Source organism: Saonia sp. (genome assembly GCF_056326165.1).
The window spans coordinates 54,075-75,477 of record NZ_JBWFBN010000015.1 but is presented as its reverse complement, the minus strand read 5'-3'; the positions used below and the strand labels follow the sequence as shown (position 1 = coordinate 75,477).

Here is a 21,403-nt window from a genome sequence, read left to right as displayed (position 1 = left end):
ACATGAAGAATACCCTTTGGGCACTTGTACTCACTTTAGTTTCTTTTACGACCACTGCGCAAGTGGTGCAAAACGGTGATTTTGGCCTCATTCCAGGAATAGATTATGAGGTAGCTGGCATTACAGTGAGCGGCGCGCAGGATTTAGATCCGAACGTTGTAATCATGTTGACCAACATTCGTGTCGGTGATAATATCCAATTCCCTGATCCTAAGATTTCAGATGCCATTAAAACACTGTGGCGTCAACAGCTCTTTGAAGACATCACGTTCAGTGTAGTGAACAAGAGCGGTAAAAAAGTCTATTTAGACATTCGCCTGCAGGAGCTTCCTAAGATGAGTAAGTATTTTATTACGGGCGTGAAGAAATCTTGGAAAGATGATATCCGTGAAGAATTGGATCTGCGCGCGGGAAAAGTGGTGAATGAGAACCTCGTGGTCATGAGTCGCAACAAGATTCAGTCCTACTTCCGTGAAAAGGGCTATTTAAACGCCACGGTAGATATTACGCAAGAACGCGATACGACTTTCAACAATGCCGTAATTCTTGGATTCAGAGTGAAGCCTGGTGAACGTGTGAAAATTGGCGAAATTGCCTTTGTCGGTAATGAAGCAGTGGCAGATAAGGTTCTTTTGAAAGCAATGAAGAACACGAAGATGAAAGGCAAAGCCATCTTTAAGGTTTCAAAGCTTCGCAAGAAGGAATACAGAGAAGATATGCGGGCTTTAGTTGCTAAATACAACAGCATGGGTTACCGCGATGCCCGCGTCATACGGGATACGAATTACCGAGTAGATGACGAACTCATCAATATTGAAATTACTGTAGAAGAAGGTCGCAAGTACTATTTTGGGGACATTACGTTCGTCGGCAATACGAAATACGACACGCCGCTGTTGCGCAGCATTTTGAAAATCAATCGCGGCGATATCTATGACAGCCAGCATTTGAATGAGCGCGTGAGTTTCGATCCAAACGGGAACGATGTAGCATCCATCTATTTGAATAACGGATACCTCTTCTCGCAAGTAGTTCCGATCGAAAAAAACGTTCAGAACGATACGATAGATGTGGAAATCCGCATTCAGGAAGGGCGCCAAGCGACTATTCGTAAAGTCAGCATCACCGGTAATGAGCGCACGAACGACCACGTTATTTACCGCGAGGTGAGGACGCGTCCAGGGGATCTATTTTCAAAGGCTATGATTCAGCGTACTATTCGAGAACTGTCTCAATTGGGGTATTTCGATCAAACGCAGATCGGTGTAAACCCGGTGCCGGATCCTCAAACAGGTACGGTGGATCTTGAATATACTGTAGTCGAAAAGTCAACTTCACAGCTTGAGCTGCAAGGGGGTTGGGGTGCCAACCGTGTGGTCGGTACGCTTGGTTTGAACTTCAACAACTTCTCCGCAAAAAATATTGGAAACAAACGCGCTTGGCAGCCGCTGCCGACAGGTGATGGACAAACCATCAATATTCGCGCGCAGTCAAATGGTTTGTATTTCCAGAGCTATAATGCCTCTTTCACGGAGCCGTGGTTAGGGGGTAAAAAGCCGAACAGCTTTACTGGAACCATCTACCACAACGTTCAAAGCAACGGTGTACAGGCAAGCGATCCGAACCGTCAAAGTCTATTGATCACTGGGATTAATTTTGGCCTGGGGCAACGTTTAAAGTGGCCGGATGATTATTTCACCTTGTACCAAGGATTGGAATTCCGCCGCTTTAATCTGAACAACTTCCCCACGGGATTCTTGAATTACAACAAAGGAATATCGAACAACGTCAACTACAAGTTTACATTGGGTCGTAACAATACGGATGTGCCTATTTTCCCGACGCGTGGATCGCAGATAAGTTTCGCCGCGGAATTGACACCGCCGTTCAGTTTGTTGCGTGATGATATTGATTACAAGAGCCTCTCATCAGAAGAGCGTTTTAAATTGGTTGAATACCATAAGTGGAAGTTGAATGCAGATTGGTTTGCGCCAATCACGTCAAAATTCGTCATTCGCACGCACGGTGAGTTTGGTTATTTGGGCAGCTACAATAAAGATTTGGGCTTACCGCCGTTTGAACGTTTCTATGTGGGTGGAGATGGATTGGCTAATTTCGTCATTGATGGTCGTGAAATCATCGGTCTTCGTGGCTACACTAATAATTCGATCACGCCAGGTGGTGGTGGTGCGCTCTACAACAAATACGTCTTCGAGATGCGATACATCATCGCAAACAATCCTTCAGCACAAGTCTTCCCGCTCATCTTTATGGAAGGCGGAAACAACTATGATAATTTCTGGGACTACCGTGCGTTTAATCTAAAGCGTAGTGCAGGTGCCGGTTTGCGTATTTACATGCCTATGTTTGGATTGATGGGAGTGGATGTTGCCTATGGATTTGACCCTGAGCCAAATGGTGCAGCGGCAAGCGGATGGCAGACGCATTTCATCATTGGACAACAGTTCTAATTGAAGTACCTTCAAGGCCGTGAAAAAAATAGGATTATTACTTGCTGTGCTCTTTTCCACCTCGCTGATGGCCCAGCGTTATGGTGTGGTGGATACGGATTACATCTTGAAGAATTTGCCTGAATATGCACAGGCAAAATCCCAAGTTGACCAGCTCAGTACGCAATGGGCCGGTGAAGTAAGTGCGCTTCAGAGTGAACTGCAGAGTTTAAAAGATGCATTAGCGGCGGAGCAAATATTGCTTTCACCGGAAAAATTGGAAAAACGCGAGGCAGCTATTGTGCAGAAAGCAGAAGAAGTGCTTGCTTTGCAACAGAAATATTTTGGACCAGAAGGAATGCTTTTCGAAAAGCGAACACAGCTGGTTCAGCCCATTCAGGACAAGGTTTTTGGAGCGGTTCAGGCGTTGGCTCAGAAGCGTAAATTAGAATTGGTTCTGGATAAAAGTGCTCAAAGTGGTGTACTCTTTGTTGAAAAAGAGAAAGACTACAGCGAGGAGGTTTTAAATAGTTTAAAGAAATAAATCAACAGACAATGAAAAGAGTATTACTCGCTATCGCCTTGACCTTAGGCTTCGCAGGAACCGCAGTTGCCCAGCAAAAAGTAGGTCACATCAATGTAGACGAATTGATTTCTGTAATGCCAGAATACAAGGCTGCTGAGGCTGAAATTCAGAAGTATGCAGGTCAATTGGAAAGCGATGCTACAGCCATGCAGGAAGAGTACATGACGAAACTGCAAAACGCTCAAGCAAATATGGACACTTGGACAGAATTGCGTCTTCAGAAAGAAAATGAAGAGTTGCAAACTATGGGTCAGCGCATCCAGATGTTCAACCAAAGTGCACAACAAGAGTTGCAGCGCAAGCAAATGGATCTCATGTTGCCGATCAGCGAGAAAGCGCAAGCGGCAGTGGAGAAAGTTGCTTCAGCAAATGGATTCACTTACATTTTGGATGCATCGGCATCAAAGGCAGTAGTCATTTACCTTGACGGTGGTGAGGACATCTTACCGTTGGTAAAAGCGGAATTAGGCATTAACTAAGGCCGGCGTAAAAAATTTTTTGAAGCCCCCCGCGAGCGCAGCTCGCGGGGGGCTTTTTATTTGGTATTTTGCGTGCTGTGAAAAAGCAACGCAAAATAGGACTATTCGACAGCGGCTTGGGCGGACTTACGGTCCTGCATGCGTTGGAAGAAAAACTACCCGGGGTGGATAAGGTGTATTTTGGTGATACGCTTCATTTACCGTACGGTGATAAAAGTGACGAAGCCATTCGCAGTTTCAGTCGAGAGATTGTCGGATTCTTAGCGGATCAAGGTTGCGACGTGATCGTGATTGCTTGCAATAGCGCAAGCGCTGCAGCAGGTTCGATGCTCGAAGCATCCTTTCCTGATTTGACTTTTATCAATGTGATTGATCCTGTAGTAGCTGTATTGGCGGGGAGTGCTCCGCGGAAGACGGCGCTGTTGGGAACGCGCGCGACTGTTCGCAGTGGCGCCTATACAAAGCGCTTAGAAGCCTTTAAAGTGCCGCACGAATTAGTGGCATTGCCCACACCATTGCTGGTGCCGCTGATTGAAGATGGATTTCTGGGTACGGGAATAGAGGAAAGCGTGCTCGAGCACTATCTGAACGATCCTTCTTTGAAGGGGATTGAAGCGATAGTTCCAGGGTGTACGCATTACCCGCTTTTGCGCGAGGCGGCAGCGAAATTACGCCCCGGTGTGGATTGGATTGATGCACCTGCTATAGTAGCAGAAGCAGTCGTTTCGGCTTGGGCTGAGGCTGGAGAAGGATCAGGGACCACGACCTATTATTTAAGCGATGCAACCCCCAGTTTCTTAGCACTGGCATCCAGTACCTTTGGCATTAAAGCGCATTGGGAGAAAAAAGTGCTCTAACCCTGACGCTCTCCGTAACGGTACATCCAGGAGCTGATCGTTGAGACGAGCAGGCTAAAGAGGATGGCTGTCCAGACACTTGCTACTTCTAAACCGTCTATCCATTGGTCTGCAACTCCAATGATAATGGCATTGATGATCAAAAGAAACAGGCCCAAAGTCATGAAGGTTAGGGGAATGGTAATGATGATCAGCAGTGGTTTCAAAGTGGCATTCAGGAGTCCAAGCACAATGGCGACACCAACGGCAGTTGAAAAACTGCTGATGTTGACACCGGGAAGAATCCAATCGGCCAGGAAAACGGCAATGGAACTCACAACAAGTCTTGAAAGAAGTCCAGGTTTTTGTCTCATGTGCGGTATATTCACTTTTTCGAAAAGTACATAAAATGAAAAGAATGAAGAGCTTCCTTTTCGCTGCATTTTTAGCATCGGTCACACTTATTAGTTGCCAGCCTACGACCACTGTAGATACCGTATCTGTTGAGCGGCCACCAATGATTGGTGATACGACGCTTCGAGCGGAACTGTTTGTTGACCCGCACAGCTTTAGTACACCAGAGGCAACGGTAACGCATTTGGAGTGGGATGCAAGTGTAGATTTCGACGCACAAGAGATTCATGCAACAGCGGTCTGGACGTTATCAGAAACGCATGGAGACCGGGTAGTTTTTGATACAAAGGCACTTCAGATTGAATCGGTCCTGCTGGACGGTCAAGAGGCGCAATGGGGCTTTGAGGAAGAAGATGATTTATTGGGTTCTGCTTTGGTCGTTTATGATCTTAGTCCCGCCTCTAAAGAGGTAAGCATTACGTATGTGACTACAGAAGGTGCTGAAGCGGTACAGTGGTTTCCGGCGGCATTGACTCAAGGTAAGCGCATGCCCTTTTTATTTACCCAAAGTCAAGCCATTCTCGCACGTACATGGATCCCCTGTCAGGACCGCCCCGGAGTTCGTTTTACGTACAATGCGAGCGTGCAAGTTCCGCAGGGGATGTTAGCTCTGATGAGTGCCTCCAACCCAACGCAGAAATCGGCCAATGGTAAGTATGAGTTTACAATGCCGCAGCCTATTCCTAGTTATCTCATGGCTTTAGGCGCTGGCGATTTAGAGTTTATTGCATTAGGTGAGCGATCGGGCGTGTATGCTGAACCTGAAATGGTGCGCAATGCCGCCTTCGAATTCGGGCAGACGGAGAAGATGATCGAAAAGGCAGAAGAACTCTACGGACCGTACTATTGGGGCCGTTATGATATGCTGGTATTGCCGCCGAGTTTCCCCTTTGGTGGAATGGAAAACCCTCGTTTGACCTTCCTAACGCCCACGGTTGTGGTGGGTGATTTGAGCTTAGTGAGTCTCATTGCTCATGAATTGGCCCACAGTTGGAGTGGGAATCTTGTTACCAATGGAACTTGGAACGATTTCTGGCTGAATGAAGGCTTTACCGTTTATTTCGAAATGCGCATCATGGAGCGTGTGTATGGACCAGATTTCGCGGATATGCTTGTTGCATTGAGTTATGACGACCTTCAAAAAGAATTGGCGTACATGCTCGAGAACGATCCGGAGGCGACGATTTTGAAACAGAATTTAGCAGGTAAGAATCCCGACGATGGTGTAAATGCCATTGCTTACGATAAAGGATTTCATTTCTTGAAATTGTGCGAGCAGACCGTGGGAAGAGAAACTTGGGATGGGTTTATTAAAGGCTATTTCGAGAAGTATAGATTCAAAACCATGGTTACGGAGCAGTTTTTACAAGAATTGGCGCAGTTGCTCACCCAGGAACAGTGGGATGCTATTGGCGTGGATCAGTGGGTCTATGGAAAAGGACTGCCCGTGAATTGTCCCTTCCCGGCATCGAACCGATTCTTTGTTGTGGATGAAGCCGTGAAAATGATGCTGAGCACAGCGCCCGAAGCACCGGATGCGAAACAGTTGTGCTATACGGACTTTCAAACCACTAAATTTTGGTCTACCCACGAGTGGTTGCGCTACATACGCGGACTAGAAGCGGGAGGTGCAACTGTGGGTCATTATGCATTGGCCGATGAGAATTACGGTTTTAGTGGAAGTCCTAATCCTGAGATTGTAGCAGCATGGTTTTCAGCGATATTAAAGACAGATTTCGAAGGTTACGATCCGGCCATCTATAAGAAAACCGTAGAGGAGTTTTTAGTGAAGGTGGGTCGCAGAAAATTTATTGTGCCGATGTATGAAAGTATGTTAAACGGGGATGAGAAACGTCAGCAATGGGCACGTGAGATTTATAAAAAAGCACGGCCTTCCTACCACCCACTCTCACAAGGCACCTTAGATGCGCTATTCGCCTCTAATGAGTGATACGCACCTTAAGACTGTCCTGTTCGGGCCAGAGTAATTCGAAGGTTCCGCTTCCTGGAGTAGCCTTGGGTGTGGACTCTTCTGGCTTTTTAAAGATGTTCTTTAAGTCTTCCTTTTCCTGTTGAATGGCTTCTTTGAAGCTTCGATTGATCCGTTCTCGGTCGAGACTTATACACACGTCGTCCAGGTTGCATCCTACAATCAGTCGAACATAAGGTTGGTTTTCATTTTCCGCCTCACCGATCCAATTTCCTAAATCTCTATTTGAATTTTTACCCCGCATAGCGAGATCTTTTAGACCGAGTCGGACGCTGTAACGAAGGTCGTCAGTTTCTAAATTTTGCCAGCCGTTCACCCAAAGATTCAGGGCACTATTTTTTACTTCCATCTCAGGGAGCAGAAGGGAATCCCCGTGGACGCGAAAGGACGAGGCGAGGTAGGGAAACTCAATTTTATCCAATTCTCCTTTGTCAATAAATGCGCTCAATTCTTGCAACGGTGCATAATTCTGTAGCGTTCCGCCTTTGATTTCGCCTTTTCCTCGAATATCCGTTTTAGCACTGTGCTGTTCCCATTCACTGTCAAAGGCTAATGAAACGGTAGCCGTAGCACTGGCCTCACCCAGTAGGTTGGAGGCATCTAAATCTTCAATATCAAAACTGTTGAAGCTGGCTAGTAATTGGTCCAATTCAATGGACTGTACGAATAGATCGCCTTTAAATACGTTATTTGACCCGTCTTCATACAGGGCCCAATTACCACCCAACGTTCCATCACAACCGTCGATGCGCATGGCATCTCCCATAATCCAATTCCCCCGATTATACACTGTACCCACGAGATTGGCGCCGTTGAAATCACCCAGTTGAACATGGTCTACTTTCACTGCGACGGAATAATCAAAACTGGTTTCTTCGTCGGATTCGTCATCTTCGAATTCCCAGTACAGCAACGGATCGATGGAAATGGTAGGGCTCTCTAGAGTTAAAACTACCTTTGGGTAACCGTTCGCCTCTAAAGCATTATAAATAGTCCCGGCGACTACGGCTGTATTTTCTCCACTTTGCAAAAAGCACCGATCAATCTGAATATTGCGGCCGTCGATGCCTAATTCCGCTTCGACTTTTTCAAAAGAAATATTGCTGCCAGCAAGAGAAAATGCGCCTTCGAAAAAAGAAACATCCCCTTTGAAAATAGGGCTGCCTACGGGCGTTAAATCATCCCAAGAACGAAAGCCTTGTGTAAGTGAAATGTTTTCACCTTTCCAGAAGCCCATGGGATTTACAAGAAGATCTGTTTCAATGAAATCAAAGAGTTCGCTCAAGTTGGATCCGCCTTCTAGATCGGTATAAAGGACAGGCGCATCCCCCTTTAATTCGAGGGCACCGGTAATTTTACCTGTATGGGTTTCCAATGCAAGTGAAGGTATACTGAGCTCAGGAACGGCACCCCAACGCCATTGTCCTTTACAAGAAAGTGAAGGCACTGCAATTCCGTTGTAATTCAACGCAGTATTTTTCGTGTCGAAGTCAAGCACCCATTGGTCCCAAGTGCCCTCCCAGCTCCAATCTGCGCGTAGGCCTTTAACTTCTATTTCCTCAGGAATAGTGAAAAGTGGAACAAAATCAAGCGCATTTGGGATGTCCATTTGCGCTGCACTGATTTTACCACCGTTTTGATTCAGGTCCAGGTTGACCGCTGTGCCGTCTAGTGCAAGACGGTTTGTTGAAAGGGTCCAATTTTCATTAATAGTAAGCTCGGCACTCCCATTCAGCGGCGCATTTACAAGGAACACTTCACCTTCAATGGTTGCATAGGTCGCCTCCAAATCCGCACGCAAGGACAGCTGGATGCTGCTGCCTATAATTCCGGAAGCATTTAAAACGTTGATGTAGCTGCTGTAGTTTGAGTTTTCTACGAGATCATCATAAGTCAGCTGAACCGCATTTACCTCGAAGTGCTGTAGATTTAGGTCAGTGTTCGAGGTATCTGTGCTTGAGAGTAAGTCCCAATTGTCTCCTTTGCTCGAATGCACTAAATGAATCTCACCAGTGCTTATGGCCAATTCTTCTATGGTATAAGTCCCGCGCAGTACTTCTAAAACATTCATTCCCAAACCGACACTCTCGGCTTTAATTAAGGGGCTTTTTCCACCAAAGGGATCTGCAATAGTTACAGCGTTGAGCACGATGCGCACTCGTGGAAAACCGGAGAAAAGGTCCAGCTCTATCGTGCTTACTTCCACCGGAGCTTTAAGCTGTTCATTCAGCTTGGCAACACCGCCTGCAATAATCTTTTCTTGGTTGTAATAGAGATAACCGGCACCCCCTGCTCCCAAGAGCATAAGGATGAGCGCAACATATCCTGTAAAAATCAGCGCTCGTTTCACGGGCTACCTCGTTTTTAGAAAGTCAATCTCTTTAGGGTCTAGAAAGCGCCACTGTCCGCGACTCAGATTTTTCTTCGTCAATCCTGCGTAGGACACGCGGTCCATTTTTTCTATGGTATATCCGAACTTATCAAAGATGCGGTGCACAATACGGTGCTTTCCACTATGTAAACGTAAACCGACCTCACGTTTCGTACGTTCGTCGATGTATTTAATTTCTTCTACTTCAATTTTACCGTCTTCGAGTTCAATTCCCTTAGCAATGGCAGTGAGGTCAGCTTTTTGCAACGGTTTGTCAAGCACGACACTGATGATCTGAACAGCACCATTTTTAGGATGTGCCATTTTCTTTGCAAGATCCACATCATTAGTAAACAGTAAAACACCTGTGCTCGTACGGTCCATACTACCTATAGGATACAAACGTTCTCTACATGCGTTACCAACGAGTTCTTCGACTGTTTTCTTCGCTTTCTTGTCTGTGATGGAAGTGATGAATCCCTTCGGCTTATTCAGGACGAGGTATTTCTTTTTCTCGCTCTTAATTAAGGAGCCGTTGTATTTCACGACGTCTGTACGTTGCACCTTGTAGCCCATGGTACTCACGACTTTTCCATTGACCTCTACAAGGCCAGCGGCGATCAGGTCATCTGCTTCACGGCGGTTACAAATACCGGCATGTGAAAGAAATCTGTTCAAGCGCATCTCACCGCTCGTACTCGCAATGTCTTCTGCACTGCGTCGTTTTACGCGCTTAAAGTTCGCAGCACCGCCTTTAAATTCTTTTTTACCACCACTGTTGCGGTCATCGTTATCAAACGAACGCGGTCCTCTGCTTCCTTCTGCAAAACGGTTGGTTGTGCCCGCTCTTTTTGGGCCTTTGTTGTTAGAACGACTGTTGCGCATGGCGTAGTACTTTTTTGCAAAGGTAGTCGGTCTTGCTTCAGCACAGGCAGTTACGTCCAACTTTAGTTAACAGCGAGGGGGATTATTTCAGCTTTTGAGCCGTTGCCTTGATAGGCAATAAGGAGTAATTTAATTTCAGTGCATTGAAACGGGCCAACAAGGCGCACGCCGGCCTGCAACAATCGTTGACATTGCCGCTCACTCACCCAGTTTTCGTAGTCTGTAACTGTTGAGGATCGGTATTTTACTTCCACGATGTACAAGCAGCGGTCCAGTTGTGTGATTAGGTCAATTTGAGCTCGTCCGGAACGGTAGTTCTGATAGAGTAGGGTATGCCCCATTTTCTTAAGTAGATCCGCAGCTTTCCGCTCATAGGTTTCATAAGTCTTCATTCCAATAAGATGGCTGCGAACGGTAAACTTTCCTAAGAATGTGAAGAACTTAAAGTTTTACAGCGTCATCACCTGGCGGTAAAAGAAGAGCGCCAACACACCGAAGATTAAGAGGGTGATGAAAAAGTTAATCCAAGTCTTTTGTTGATTCACCCGCTGCCTTTGTGCGTAGCGTTTCTGATGCCTTTCGGTAAAGCTTCCTTTGCGCTGCTTTCTAGCCTCGTGAAGTTTCAAAATTTGACCCATTGCCTCAAAGTACCCTGGCTCTTGAAGGTACGTTCGCATCACCTCAAATACCTGCTCTCTTTGGGTGGAAGTGAACACTCGGTCAAAGCTGTTATCGCTGCCTTCTTCCCAAGTTCCGACACGAACCTCCCAGGTGCCATTGTCCAACTTGAGTAACCGACACCCGCTCAGGGGTTTCTCCACCTGTAAAAAGAAGGTTTTAGTCTCCAACCAGGGCAGGACTTTTTCCCTCGCCTGTGCTAGCGATTCAAAACTCAAATGATGTGTTTCTTCGTTGGGTATGCCGTAGGTAACGTTGATCATACTTTGCGTAAGATAATGGGCCAATTTTCTTTACCGTGTCCAATAATAGGGTGCTCATACACGGGTACGCCCTCGGCCTCAAAGTGTTTTCTCAAGGAATGTCGAACGTCGGGACCCCACGGAATGTTGTGGTCGTGTATATCAGAAAATACTCCAAGAACCACGGCTTGTAGGCCATTGAAGGCCCCGCGTCGGCGAAGGGCAAGGAGCATTCGGTCCAGATGGTAGTGGTATTCGTCTAAATCTTCAATGATCAGTACACAATCATCTAAGCTCGGAAGACTTGGCGTGCCCAAAATACTGGAGATCACGCTGAGGTTGCCGGCGATGATCTGTCCACTAATGGTTTTAGGCAGCGCACAATGCAGCGCATCTTCTTTACCGCGCAGTACATCAAAAGTTGCTGCAAGTGCGTCAGGATGAGTAGCTGAAAAACTGATGGGCATCGGGGCATGCAGCGTTGCAATACCTTTTTGAACACCGTGGCAGAGGAAAGTGGTAAAATCAGAAAAACCGATCAGCCATTTGGGTTGCGCAATCAACGCTTCCCAGTCCACTAAATCTACAATTTCTGCACTGCCATATCCTCCTCTAATGTTCCATATGGCCTTGATGTTAGGATTATGGATTAAGGCATTAAAGTGTTGTACGCGTTCCGCTACAGTACCCGCTAACTGGTGCTGCTGCATAGAGATTTCGGGCGAATAGTAGCAGTTAAAGCCTTCAGCAGTGATGGTGCGTTCCGCGATGGCGAGCGATTCAGCAGTTGCGAATCGGGCCGTGGCGCTGATCCCAATAGTGTCTCCGGGTTGTAAAAAACTGGGTACGGTTTGTTTCATTAGCCGAAAAATACCCAATAAAAGCGCATTATCTTCGCAGGAAGCTTTAAACGTATCAAAAAAGCATGAGTTCGAACAAAAAAATCATGGTTACTGCGGCATTGCCGTATGCTAACGGCCCCGTTCACATAGGTCACCTTGCCGGGTGTTACCTTCCGTCAGATATCTACGTTAGGTATTTGCGAATGCGGGGACGTGATGTAAAGTTTGTTTGCGGCTCGGATGAGCACGGAGTGCCCATTACGATTAAGGCGAAAAAAGAAGGGATCACACCGCAGGATGTTGTAGACCGTTATCATGGAATGATGAAGGGCGCCTTTGAAGAGTTCGGGATTTCCTTTGACCATTACAGTCGAACGTCTAGTCCTCAACACCATAAAAACGCGCAAGAATTTTTCACGAATCTCATAGAAAAAGAGGCACTCGTGGCAAAAGAAACGCAGCAATACTTTGATCCTGAAGCGGGCCAATTTTTAGCAGATCGCTACATCACCGGAGAATGTCCGAAGTGTCATGCAGCTGATGCTTATGGAGATCAATGCGAAAGTTGTGGAACTTCATTAAGTCCTACTGATCTTATAGCGCCCAAATCAACCTTAAGTGGCGCAGTCCCAGAATTGCGCAATACGACAAACTGGTTCTTGCCATTGGATGAACTGTCCGATGCATTGAGGGCTTTTTTAGAGAGCCGTGAAGGCTGGAAGCCCAACGTGATGGGGCAATGCATGAGTTGGTTGAACGCCGGTGATGGATTACAACCGCGTGCGATGACCCGAGATTTAGATTGGGGTGTGCCTGTGCCAGTGGAGGGTGCTGAAGGAAAAGTGATGTACGTATGGTTTGATGCACCTATAGGGTACATCAGCGCTACACAGGAATTACTTCCAGATACTTGGGAAGCGTATTGGAAAGGTGATGATGCAGAAATCATTCATTTTATTGGGAAAGACAACATCGTTTTTCACTGTATTATTTTCCCTGCGATGCTTCAACAGCACGGCGAATATGCCATGCCCACGGCAGTGCCGGCAAATGAATTTTTAAATTTAGAAGGCCGGAAACTGAGCACTTCTAAGAACTGGGCAGTTTGGTTACACGAATACTTGCAAGACTTTCCTGGGCAGCAAGATGTATTGCGTTATGCGTTGACCGCGACTATGCCAGAAACTAAGGACAACGACTTTACGTGGGCAGATTTCCAAACACGCAACAACAGTGAATTGGTTGCAGGTCTTGGTAACTTTGTGAATCGAGTCATGGTGCTCACGCACAAATATTTTGACGGTATTGTTCAAGAGCCCGGTGTTCTGACGGATGCTGATCGTGAGGCGATAGCGACAATGACCCAATGTGGACGTAGAATTGCGAAATCATTGGATGCCTTTAAATTCCGCGATGCTTTAAATGAGGCCATGAACGTGGCCCGATTAGGAAATAAATACCTTCAAGAGCAAGAGCCCTGGAAGGTGTACAAGCAAGATCCTGCTCGAGCGGGAGCGGCTTTGTACGTTGCTACTCAGATTATGGGTATTGCCTCCATTGTTTTTGAACCGTTCCTTCCGACCACTGCCTCGAAATTACGCCGCATGCTCAATCAGAGTGGTGTGCCAACTTGGGAGCAGTCTAACGAAGAAATTGTGGTTCCTGCTGGAACACAATTGGGCGAAAGCGCTTTATTATTCTCGAAAATTGAAGATGAACAAGTTGAAGCGCAACGTCAAAAGTTGCTAGCATCGGCCGCCGCTAATGAGGCCGCAAAGGCACCTTCAACTACAGAAAAGAAACATATGCCACAGAAAGAAGATATCTCTTTTGACCAATTCATGTCTATGGACCTAAGAGTGGGAACCATTCTCGAAGCAGAACGCGTACCTAAAGCGGATCGATTGTTGAAGTTCTTAGTAGATACAGGACTGGATCAACGCACCATAGTCTCTGGTATTGCCGAGCATTTTAGCCCAGAAGAAATGGTGGGTAAAAAAGTGACGGTTTTAATGAATCTCCCACCGCGTAAAATTCGAGGTGTTGAAAGCCAAGGGATGCTGTTAATGGCAGAAGATGGTGATGGAAGCTTGAGATTGATGACTCCAGAAAATGGGGCAGATAGCGGTGCAGTAATCGGTTAATTAGCCGATATTCGCCAACTAAGTTTGGCTCCGTAGTTCAATGAATAGAATGCAGGTTTCCGGAGCCTGAGATAAGGGTTTGATTCCCTTCGGAGCTACTAAAAGCCTCAGCCTATGCTGGGGCTTTTTTTATGACCGAAACTATGGGAAATAAAAAAGGCCCCCATTTCTGGAGGCCTTTGGAATGTACTGATATAAACTTAGAGCTGCTTTACATTTACAGCGTTTAATCCTTTTCTTCCTTCTGTCAATTCAAACTCGACACTGTCGCCTTCTTCGATTTGGTCAACCAAACCTGTTACGTGTACGAAGTACTCTGTGTTTGACTCGTCGTCTTTAATGAAGCCAAATCCCTTGTCTCCGTTAAAGAACTTTACTGTTCCTTGATTCATAATATAATTTAAAGTGCAAATGTCGACTAATTAATTGAGCACCCGACATTAATTCTAAGTTATTTGTTTTTAGGCAGTTTGCCTTTAATCTTTAGGTTAATGTACCAAGAGTAATTGGTACGTCTTTCCTTCAGCATTTACAACCTCAATCAGATAGCTTCCAGCATTTAAGAAAGGCAATTGGACTTTTCCCTCTAGGTCGAACCCATGGAACAGACGACGACCGGTCATGGAAAATAATTGAATGTCTGAACGCTGCGGTAATTCAACCCAAGCGATACCATTGCTCGGATTAGGATACATTTTGATGGGTGCAAATTCCGTTTCCTCAAGGGACATTTGCGCGGGATTATACACATTAAGGGAAACGTTGAGATTTTTGTAACTCACGTTACCCGTGCTATCAATGGTGATGGTATCGCAATACGTGCTTGTGCAGGTCATGGTACCGAAAGCCGTGCTGTCCACTGCGTTTAACGTAAGACAAACCGCATAGCTTCCTGCTGCAGTGTACAGGTGTGATGGGTACGCGCCAACTGCAGAGGTCCCGTCACCGAAGTCCCAGAGGTACGAAAGCGTGGCGTTTTGCATGGTACTGTCTACGTACGATGTGTTGAAGAGGACAATCTGCCCCATACCGGTTAATGTTGAATCAAAAGAATATTGTGCCACACATCCGGTGGTGTTTGATCCACCCCCAGATCCACCCCCTCCGGAACCGGAGGTGCCGCAGAGCACAAACCCTGTGTATATGGAGAAATATTGCGGTGTATTTACACCGTAGATTAAGGATGAACTCTGCCAATTACCACTGCAACTGTCCAGCGTCTGAACGAGTAAAAGACCGCCTGTTCCGTAGAGAAAAAGGGTGTCGTTGTAGTTTCCGTTCGCATCTGTGAGCAAGGTCATTGTCATACCTCCTGATGGAGTATTCGAAGAATCACTAACCATCACCGGGTAGTTAGGCACTCCCATTCCAGTAACCGAGTCGATGACGAATCCTGATACAACGACCGTATGCATGATTTGACTCCAAGCACTAAAGGATAGCGCTAATGAGAGGATGAGCATTCTTAGTTTCATAGTCTAGGGGATCAATTGATTTCCTCAAAGATACTCGTCTGCTCATTTTTTCTTTATTGCATTGAGTAAATACGGACATAAATGAGCTAGCGAAACTTTCACAACTTATATTTGCACCGCAATAGGGCCATTAGCTCAGTTGGTTTAGAGCGCTGCCTTGACAGGGCAGAGGTCACTGGTTCGAATCCAGTATATCCCACTTTAATATTATTTAATAAATTGTTGGTCAGAGGATTATATTTTACTTAAAATTTATTTTCTTTGCTTTTTCTTGAGAAAAAAACAAGAAAATCTACATAAATATCTAAATCCTCAAAAATATTTTTTTTCGACAAACACACTTTTTATAAATACACTTTTGTTGTATTTTTGCACCCGCAAAATAAGCAAGTATTTTGAACGTATTTGCTTTATTGTCAATTATTTATATTTTTTAAAAAATTGAAACAATGAAAAGTGTAGTATTAAATCCAGTTGGGAATTTTGACCTATGGGAGATAAGTAAGCTTAATGAGCTTAAAAAAAATTATTTAAGTATATCTCTGGGACAAGAACTTTTATTTGAAAATGATGATTATAAGTTATGGACAATTAATTTGTACCCAGGTGAGAGACTTCCTTTCCGAATACAAAATACAAATTATAGCTGGGCATGTTTAACTGGAGGCTTGGCTATTTCTCGAATTGCCAATGGTTCTATAAAATTTTTTAATTTAGAAAAGGGTGATACGGGTTTCTTTGAATTTGAAGGGAAAAAAGTTATTTGTGATTTTGAGAATGTTGGAGAGGATGTTATTGAGTTGAATGCTGTAGAGTATAAATACAACCTAAATAAAAGGATAGTAAGAGAGTTGGCATTTTAGAATCTGGTTTTATAGGATATTTAAAATCCTTTCTAAAGCCATTCCTCTTGACCCTTTTATTAGAATGGTACTTTTATTAAAATTTTTTGATGCAATTTTTTCTTTTAACTCATTAAAAGATTTAAACTTTTGAAAATGAGTTTCACTCTTATAGAAGTTTTCACCAATTAAAAAAACATTTTCAAATTTTAGTTTTATAAGTAGGTCAACAATATTTTGATGTTCTGCTTCCGCATAGTCTCCAAGTTCGAACATATCTCCCAAGAAAATCACTTTGTTTTCAGAATCAATACTATCAAAATTTTCCAGTGCGACTTTCATGCTAGATGGATTGGCATTATACGCATCCATAATAATCTTGTGTCTATTTTTATTTATTACTTGTGACCTATTATTCTCTGGGCAATAGTTTTCAATTCCACTTTTTACATCTTCCAATGGCACGTTAAAATATTTTCCAATTAGAATTGCAGCACAACAATTAGCAAAATTGTAATTTCCAATAAGTTGGGATTTAATTATTATGTTTTCACATTCTATTGTTACATAGGGGTTAGAGCTTAACAAAGTAATTGGGTAAAATTCATGGTCAGTAGTACTAAATCCAATTTTTTTAATATAATGTCCTAGCTTTTCTTTTTGAATAGCATCATCGGCATTTAGGAATATATTTTTCTTGTTAGAAATGAGATAATCATACAATTCAGTTTTCCCTTTAATTACTCCTTCTATGCTACCAAAACCTTCTAAGTGTGCTTTTCCAAAATTAGTGATATAACCAAAATCTGGTTTGGCTATGTTGCACAAGAAGTCTATTTCTTCTATGTGATTTGCTCCCATTTCTACAATGGCAATTTCAGTTTTGTTGGTTATGTTCAATAAAGTAAGAGGGACTCCAATATGGTTGTTTAAATTACCCTTTGTGGCGATTGTATTATACTTTTTTGAAAGTACAGAGTTAATTAGCTCTTTTGTAGTGGTTTTTCCGTTGCTGCCAGTTAAGGCTATAATTTTTGTTTTGTAATAATTTCTGTGATATGTGGCTAGTTCTTGCAGTGTTTCTAATACATTATTGACCAAAATTGTCTTATCAGAAACTTTATATTCATGTTGGTCAATAATTGCGTAAGTAGCTCCACTTTCAATTGCTTCTAAGGCAAATTTATTTCCGTTGAAATTATCCCCTGTAAGTGCAAAGAAAATGCAACCATCTACTATTTTTCTTGTATCTGTGCAAACGTTTGGGTGTTCTAAAAAAAGGGAGTGGAGTTTTTCTATAGTCATAAATCGAAGATATAAAAAAAGCCCTTTTTAAAAAGGGCTTTTTTATCTTATATCTAAAAACTTATTTAGCTTTTTTTCCTCTTACGGTTTTGTTTTTTGTTTTGGATTTTGAACCTACTCTGGACATGGCACATCTAAACCCTATATAGTCTGTTGCCATATATTGTGGTAAATATCTTCTTTGTGCTGGATCTAACCAATATGCTCTATCTCTCCAAGAACCTCCTTTAAAGACTCTAACTTCATCATTAATTAAAGTAGTTCTGTTGTTGGATTTGTCATACTCACGTATCATATTTCCAAGGGAATCTTTTTCAACATTATGACTTGGCGAGTTATACATTTTTCTTTGGTCTTCACCCTCTTCCTCACTAAATCTATCATAAAATCTAGATGAGCCAGGTTCGCCATCTCTATATCCTCTATTATCACTAGAAGAGAAATTGGTTCTAAGATATGTTTCTTCTTCATCAACTGGAACCATTTTAATTTCACCAGGCAAGTTTAAGGCTACTATTTTTCCATTTGGTAAGGTGTCATATACAATGTTATCATCTAACACATCAACTTTACCATCTTCTCCAATGGCAGTCTTCATATATACATTTCCTCTATAATAGTTAAAGTCACTTACCTCATCATCAACTATAGGTCTATAAACATCGGCTACCCATTCGGAAACATTACCTGCCATGTCATATAAACCTAAATCATTTGATTTATAAGATTTAACTTCTGCAGTAATATCTGCGCCATCGTCTGACCATCCTGCAATTCCGCCATAATCTCCTTTTCCTTGCTTAAAGTTAGCAAGTTGATCTCCACGACCTACACGTTGTCCATTACGAGTGTAATCTCCTTCCCATGGATATTTTTTTCTACCTCTGTAATTGTTATATTCTCTAGAACCAACTTGAGCCTGCGCAGCATATTCCCATTCAGTTTCTGTTGGAAGCCTGTATTCAGGTAAAATAACACCACTACTTCTTTTAGCATAAACTGATAAAGAATCTTTCTTCTGCTTTCCTTGAAGAGAATCAATCATACCTCCATAAACAGCATCTGGTCTGTTTAAATAAGTTTCAGTGCTAAATGCGATATCTGTTTCACCGCCCAAAGCTTTATATTTAGCATCTTCAGTTAAATAACCTTCTCTTTCTAACATTACTTCATTAACACGGTCTGTACGCCATTCTGCAAACTGAGTTGCCTGAATCCAATTAACACCAACTACTGGGTATTCTGCATATGCAGGATGTCTTAAGTAATTGTTTGTCATGGTTTCGTTGAATCCTAGTCTGTTTCTCCATACCAATGTATCTGGAAGAGCGCCTTTATATATGTTAGCATATTTTGGGTCATTTGGAGGATATACTGCTTTTAAGTAATCCAAATATTCTAAATACATTACATTCGTAACTTCTGTCTCATCCATATAGAAGGACTGTACGTGTTGCGATGTGGCTGTATTATTCCAATCGTGCATTACATCATCTTGTACCTTACCTTTTGTAAAAGTACCACCTTCAACGAATACAAGACCAGGTGCTGTTTCTTGTTCTTTGAAGTCTGAATTATACTGAAAACCACCTTCTTTGGCATTGATTTTCCAACCTGTGGCTCTTGAGACATTTTTGGACGATCCTGAAGAGGAGTTTTTACAACTTGTAAAACTCGCAGCAATCACTGCACAAGAAAGTATAATTTTAATAAACGGTTTTTTCATAATTAGGACTTGAGTTCAATATGTTTACTGCCCAAAGGCTAGTTTGACTTTTGATTTTGCATCACTTTCGGCATATAAAACGACTATTTGAGCATAATATTTTATCAAGTAAAAAATATTTTCAAAAACAGTTATTTATGTAAAAATGATATTGAAATATAGAATCATAACGCTATAACCTGTTTTATAGTATGAGTAATGAAGTTAAATTAAAAGTTGAATTGAAAATCAATGGCATTATATCGAGTTTTTTAAAAAAAAATGTACTTCACATAAGATAATGTTAAAAACGTCGTTTACATGTAATACATCTAAATTATTTGAGCATTAGAAGATAATTTAGGTATTTTGCATATCAAATTTTTTAAGACAATACATGAAAAAATTAGTGATATTGGCTTTGTTAACAGTAGTTTTCAAAGTTACGGCCCAAGAAGATAGAGTTATAACGACATCAGTTCCATTTTTAACCATAGCTGCTGATGCAAGAGCTGCTGGTATGGGAGATATGGGTGTAGCAACATCCATGGATGCATTTTCTCAACAATGGAACCCTGCAAAATTTGCATTTGCAGAAAGTAAAATGGGTGTTGGGGTTAGTTATACTCCTTATTTAGAAAGTATTGTTACAGATATATCTTTATTAAATGCCAATTACTTTAACAAATTAAATGATAGAAGTGCTTTTGCAGTAAGTCTTAGGTATTTTGGTCTTGGTGAAATAGAATTGAGACAAACCGTGGATGAGACGGCAAGAATAGTAAAGCCAAACGAGTTTGCCTTGGATGGTTCTTACTCCTTAAAATTAAGCCCTACATTTTCTATGGCAGTGGCTGGTAGGTTTATTAGTTCTAACCTTAAGTTTCAAGAAAGTGCAAGTGATTCTCAGGCTGCCAATGCTTTTGCTGTTGATATAGCGGGTTTTTATCGTTCAAGGGAAATAGCCTATAATAACTTTGATGGTCGTTGGAGAGCAGGATTTAATCTTTCCAATTTGGGAGGTAAGATTCAATATGACGCAGGAGGACAACAAAACTTTTTGCCGACCAATTTGAAGTTTGGTGGAGGTTTTGATTTTATATTTGATCCAGATAATAAATTAGGATTAACTACAGAATTCAATAAACTTTTAGTGCCAACTCCGAGAGATTTTGATGGTGATGGTGATATTGATTCTGAAGATAATAGTGAATATCAAAATATTGGATTCTTAAATGGAGTATTTGAATCTTTTGGTGATGCACCAGACGGTTTTAGTGAAGAACTAAAAGAATTTACATGGGCTTTGGGTGCAGAGTATTCTTACCAAGATGCTTTTATGTTAAGAACTGGATATTTTAATGAAAGTGAAGAAAAAGGATCAAGACAGTTTTTCACACTTGGTGCTGGTTTCAAATTTAAAGCAGCTCAAGTAGATTTATCTTATTTGTTCTCTACTTCTCAAGTTAGAAATCCTTTGGAAAATACACTTAGATTTTCTCTTACCTTTAATTTAGGGGAAGAGTTTATTAATGATTAGAGAAATTTCAAAATATAATATAGTAACAAAACCTGCAAATCGCAGGTTTTGTTATTTTTGGAAACTAAGCACATACCATGAAAAAAATAAAATCGTCTTTTGAGTATACAATTTTTGATTCATTGAATGAATTAACTGGTAGTGAACAAGAGTTGATGAATAGGGCAGTAAAGGCTAGAGAAAATGCGTATGCTCCATATTCTAATTTTAAAGTAGGTGCAGCTGTATTGCTAAAGAACAAGGAAGTTGTGATTGGCAATAATCAAGAAAATGCTTCGTACCCATCTGGTCTTTGTGCAGAAAGAGTTGCTATTTTTCAAGCGGGAGCCTTATATCCTGGCGTAGGAATAGAAAAATTGGCAATAACTGCTACCTCTATAAATTATGTGGTAGATAGGCCAGCAGCCCCATGCGGTAATTGTAGGCAATCTATTGCTGAGTACGAACAAAAACAAAAAAGCCCAATTACTATTTTAATGATGGGTGAGACTGGAGAAATAATAAAATGCAATTCTCTTTCTGATATACTTCCCTTTGCGTTTGATAATTCCTTTTTGAAATAGCTATTACACTTCTTTTTTCCTAAAATTCACTAAACATTTTGATAATAATTAAGTGA

19 protein-coding genes and 2 tRNA genes are annotated in these 21,403 nt (G+C 42.5%); 11 read left to right on the top strand and 10 right to left on the bottom strand.

What is annotated here, in order from left to right:
* The first annotated feature begins 2 nt into the window (after window positions 1-2).
* The 4 genes from bamA (at window position 3) to murI (ending at window position 4,372) form a co-directional block, all read left to right on the top strand.
* Window positions 3-2,471 (top strand): outer membrane protein assembly factor BamA, encoded by a 2,469-nt coding sequence (bamA, locus tag AC000W_RS12940; protein WP_474748873.1) that lies wholly within the window; start codon window positions 3-5, stop codon window positions 2,469-2,471.
* Window positions 2,472-2,490: 19 nt separating this feature from the next.
* Entirely contained in the window at window positions 2,491-2,994 is a 504-nt protein-coding gene (locus tag AC000W_RS12935; protein WP_474748872.1) for an OmpH/Skp family outer membrane protein, read from the top strand.
* Window positions 2,995-3,005: 11 nt separating this feature from the next.
* Entirely contained in the window at window positions 3,006-3,515 is a 510-nt protein-coding gene (locus AC000W_RS12930; RefSeq protein WP_474748870.1) for an OmpH/Skp family outer membrane protein, read from the top strand.
* Between the two features lie 77 nt (window positions 3,516-3,592).
* Window positions 3,593-4,372, top strand: a complete 780-nt coding sequence (gene murI / locus AC000W_RS12925; RefSeq protein ID WP_474748868.1) for a glutamate racemase — start codon at window positions 3,593-3,595, stop codon at window positions 4,370-4,372.
* Here murI and AC000W_RS12920 read toward each other — a convergent pair.
* Entirely contained in the window at window positions 4,369-4,794 is a 426-nt protein-coding gene (locus tag AC000W_RS12920; RefSeq protein WP_474748867.1) for a phage holin family protein, read from the bottom strand. The genes murI and AC000W_RS12920 overlap by 4 nt on opposite strands.
* Between AC000W_RS12920 and AC000W_RS12915 the strand changes: the two genes are divergently transcribed.
* Window positions 4,770-6,716 (top strand): M1 family metallopeptidase, encoded by a 1,947-nt coding sequence (locus tag AC000W_RS12915; RefSeq protein WP_474748865.1) that lies wholly within the window; start codon window positions 4,770-4,772, stop codon window positions 6,714-6,716. The two genes, AC000W_RS12920 and AC000W_RS12915, sit on opposite strands and share 25 nt — an antisense overlap.
* Here AC000W_RS12915 and AC000W_RS12910 read toward each other — a convergent pair.
* From AC000W_RS12910 to AC000W_RS12890, 5 genes are read right to left on the bottom strand one after another with little or no spacing between them, the layout of a single operon-like run.
* Window positions 6,706-9,105, bottom strand: coding sequence for an AsmA family protein (locus AC000W_RS12910; protein WP_474748864.1), 2,400 nt, complete (start codon window positions 9,103-9,105; stop codon window positions 6,706-6,708). The two genes, AC000W_RS12915 and AC000W_RS12910, sit on opposite strands and share 11 nt — an antisense overlap.
* Before the next feature lie 3 nt (window positions 9,106-9,108).
* The gene (locus AC000W_RS12905; protein ID WP_474748863.1) at window positions 9,109-10,071 is read right to left on the bottom strand and encodes a pseudouridine synthase; all 963 of its coding nucleotides are present in this window, start codon (window positions 10,069-10,071) and stop codon (window positions 9,109-9,111) included.
* A gap of 2 nt (window positions 10,072-10,073) precedes the next feature.
* Window positions 10,074-10,403: a YraN family protein gene (locus AC000W_RS12900; protein WP_474748862.1), complete on the bottom strand. Its 330-nt coding sequence runs from the start codon at window positions 10,401-10,403 to the stop codon at window positions 10,074-10,076.
* A gap of 57 nt (window positions 10,404-10,460) precedes the next feature.
* A complete protein-coding gene (locus AC000W_RS12895; protein ID WP_474748861.1) occupies window positions 10,461-10,952 on the bottom strand; it encodes a hypothetical protein in 492 nt (163 codons plus the stop codon).
* Window positions 10,949-11,791, bottom strand: coding sequence for a S66 peptidase family protein (locus AC000W_RS12890; protein WP_474748860.1), 843 nt, complete (start codon window positions 11,789-11,791; stop codon window positions 10,949-10,951). Before AC000W_RS12890 ends, AC000W_RS12895 begins: the two co-directional genes overlap by 4 nt.
* A gap of 65 nt (window positions 11,792-11,856) precedes the next feature.
* On the opposite strand from AC000W_RS12890, the gene metG reads away from it, so the two are divergent.
* Together metG and AC000W_RS12880 are read left to right on the top strand one after the other, a co-directional pair.
* On the top strand, window positions 11,857-13,917 hold the full coding sequence (metG, locus tag AC000W_RS12885) for a methionine--tRNA ligase (protein ID WP_474748859.1): 2,061 nt from the start codon (window positions 11,857-11,859) through the stop codon (window positions 13,915-13,917).
* Between the two features lie 26 nt (window positions 13,918-13,943).
* Window positions 13,944-14,015: transfer RNA gene (locus AC000W_RS12880), tRNA-Arg, on the top strand.
* A 102-nt stretch (window positions 14,016-14,117) separates the two neighbouring features.
* Here AC000W_RS12880 and AC000W_RS12875 read toward each other — a convergent pair.
* Window positions 14,118-14,309, bottom strand: coding sequence for a cold-shock protein (locus AC000W_RS12875; RefSeq protein ID WP_474748858.1), 192 nt, complete (start codon window positions 14,307-14,309; stop codon window positions 14,118-14,120).
* Between the two features lie 96 nt (window positions 14,310-14,405).
* Window positions 14,406-15,392, bottom strand: coding sequence for a PKD domain-containing protein (locus AC000W_RS12870; protein WP_474748856.1), 987 nt, complete (start codon window positions 15,390-15,392; stop codon window positions 14,406-14,408).
* Window positions 15,393-15,516: 124 nt separating this feature from the next.
* Here AC000W_RS12870 and AC000W_RS12865 point away from each other — a divergent pair.
* Together AC000W_RS12865 and AC000W_RS12860 are read left to right on the top strand one after the other, a co-directional pair.
* Window positions 15,517-15,591, top strand: a tRNA-Val gene (locus AC000W_RS12865).
* 250 nt (window positions 15,592-15,841) lie between these two features.
* Window positions 15,842-16,255: a hypothetical protein gene (locus AC000W_RS12860; protein WP_474748855.1), complete on the top strand. Its 414-nt coding sequence runs from the start codon at window positions 15,842-15,844 to the stop codon at window positions 16,253-16,255.
* Between the two features lie 9 nt (window positions 16,256-16,264).
* Here AC000W_RS12860 and AC000W_RS12855 read toward each other — a convergent pair whose 3' ends face one another.
* Window positions 16,265-17,539: a UDP-N-acetylmuramoyl-tripeptide--D-alanyl-D-alanine ligase gene (locus AC000W_RS12855; protein WP_474748853.1), complete on the bottom strand. Its 1,275-nt coding sequence runs from the start codon at window positions 17,537-17,539 to the stop codon at window positions 16,265-16,267.
* Between the two features lie 61 nt (window positions 17,540-17,600).
* The gene (gldJ, locus tag AC000W_RS12850) at window positions 17,601-19,265 is read right to left on the bottom strand and encodes a gliding motility lipoprotein GldJ (protein WP_474748852.1); all 1,665 of its coding nucleotides are present in this window, start codon (window positions 19,263-19,265) and stop codon (window positions 17,601-17,603) included.
* A 376-nt stretch (window positions 19,266-19,641) separates the two neighbouring features.
* On the opposite strand from gldJ, the gene porV reads away from it, so the two are divergent.
* Together porV and cdd are read left to right on the top strand one after the other, a co-directional pair.
* Entirely contained in the window at window positions 19,642-20,784 is a 1,143-nt protein-coding gene (porV, locus tag AC000W_RS12845; RefSeq protein WP_474748851.1) for a type IX secretion system outer membrane channel protein PorV, read from the top strand.
* A 77-nt stretch (window positions 20,785-20,861) separates the two neighbouring features.
* A complete protein-coding gene (cdd, locus tag AC000W_RS12840) occupies window positions 20,862-21,347 on the top strand; it encodes a cytidine deaminase (protein ID WP_474748849.1) in 486 nt (161 codons plus the stop codon).
* Window positions 21,348-21,403: the final 56 nt, after the last annotated feature.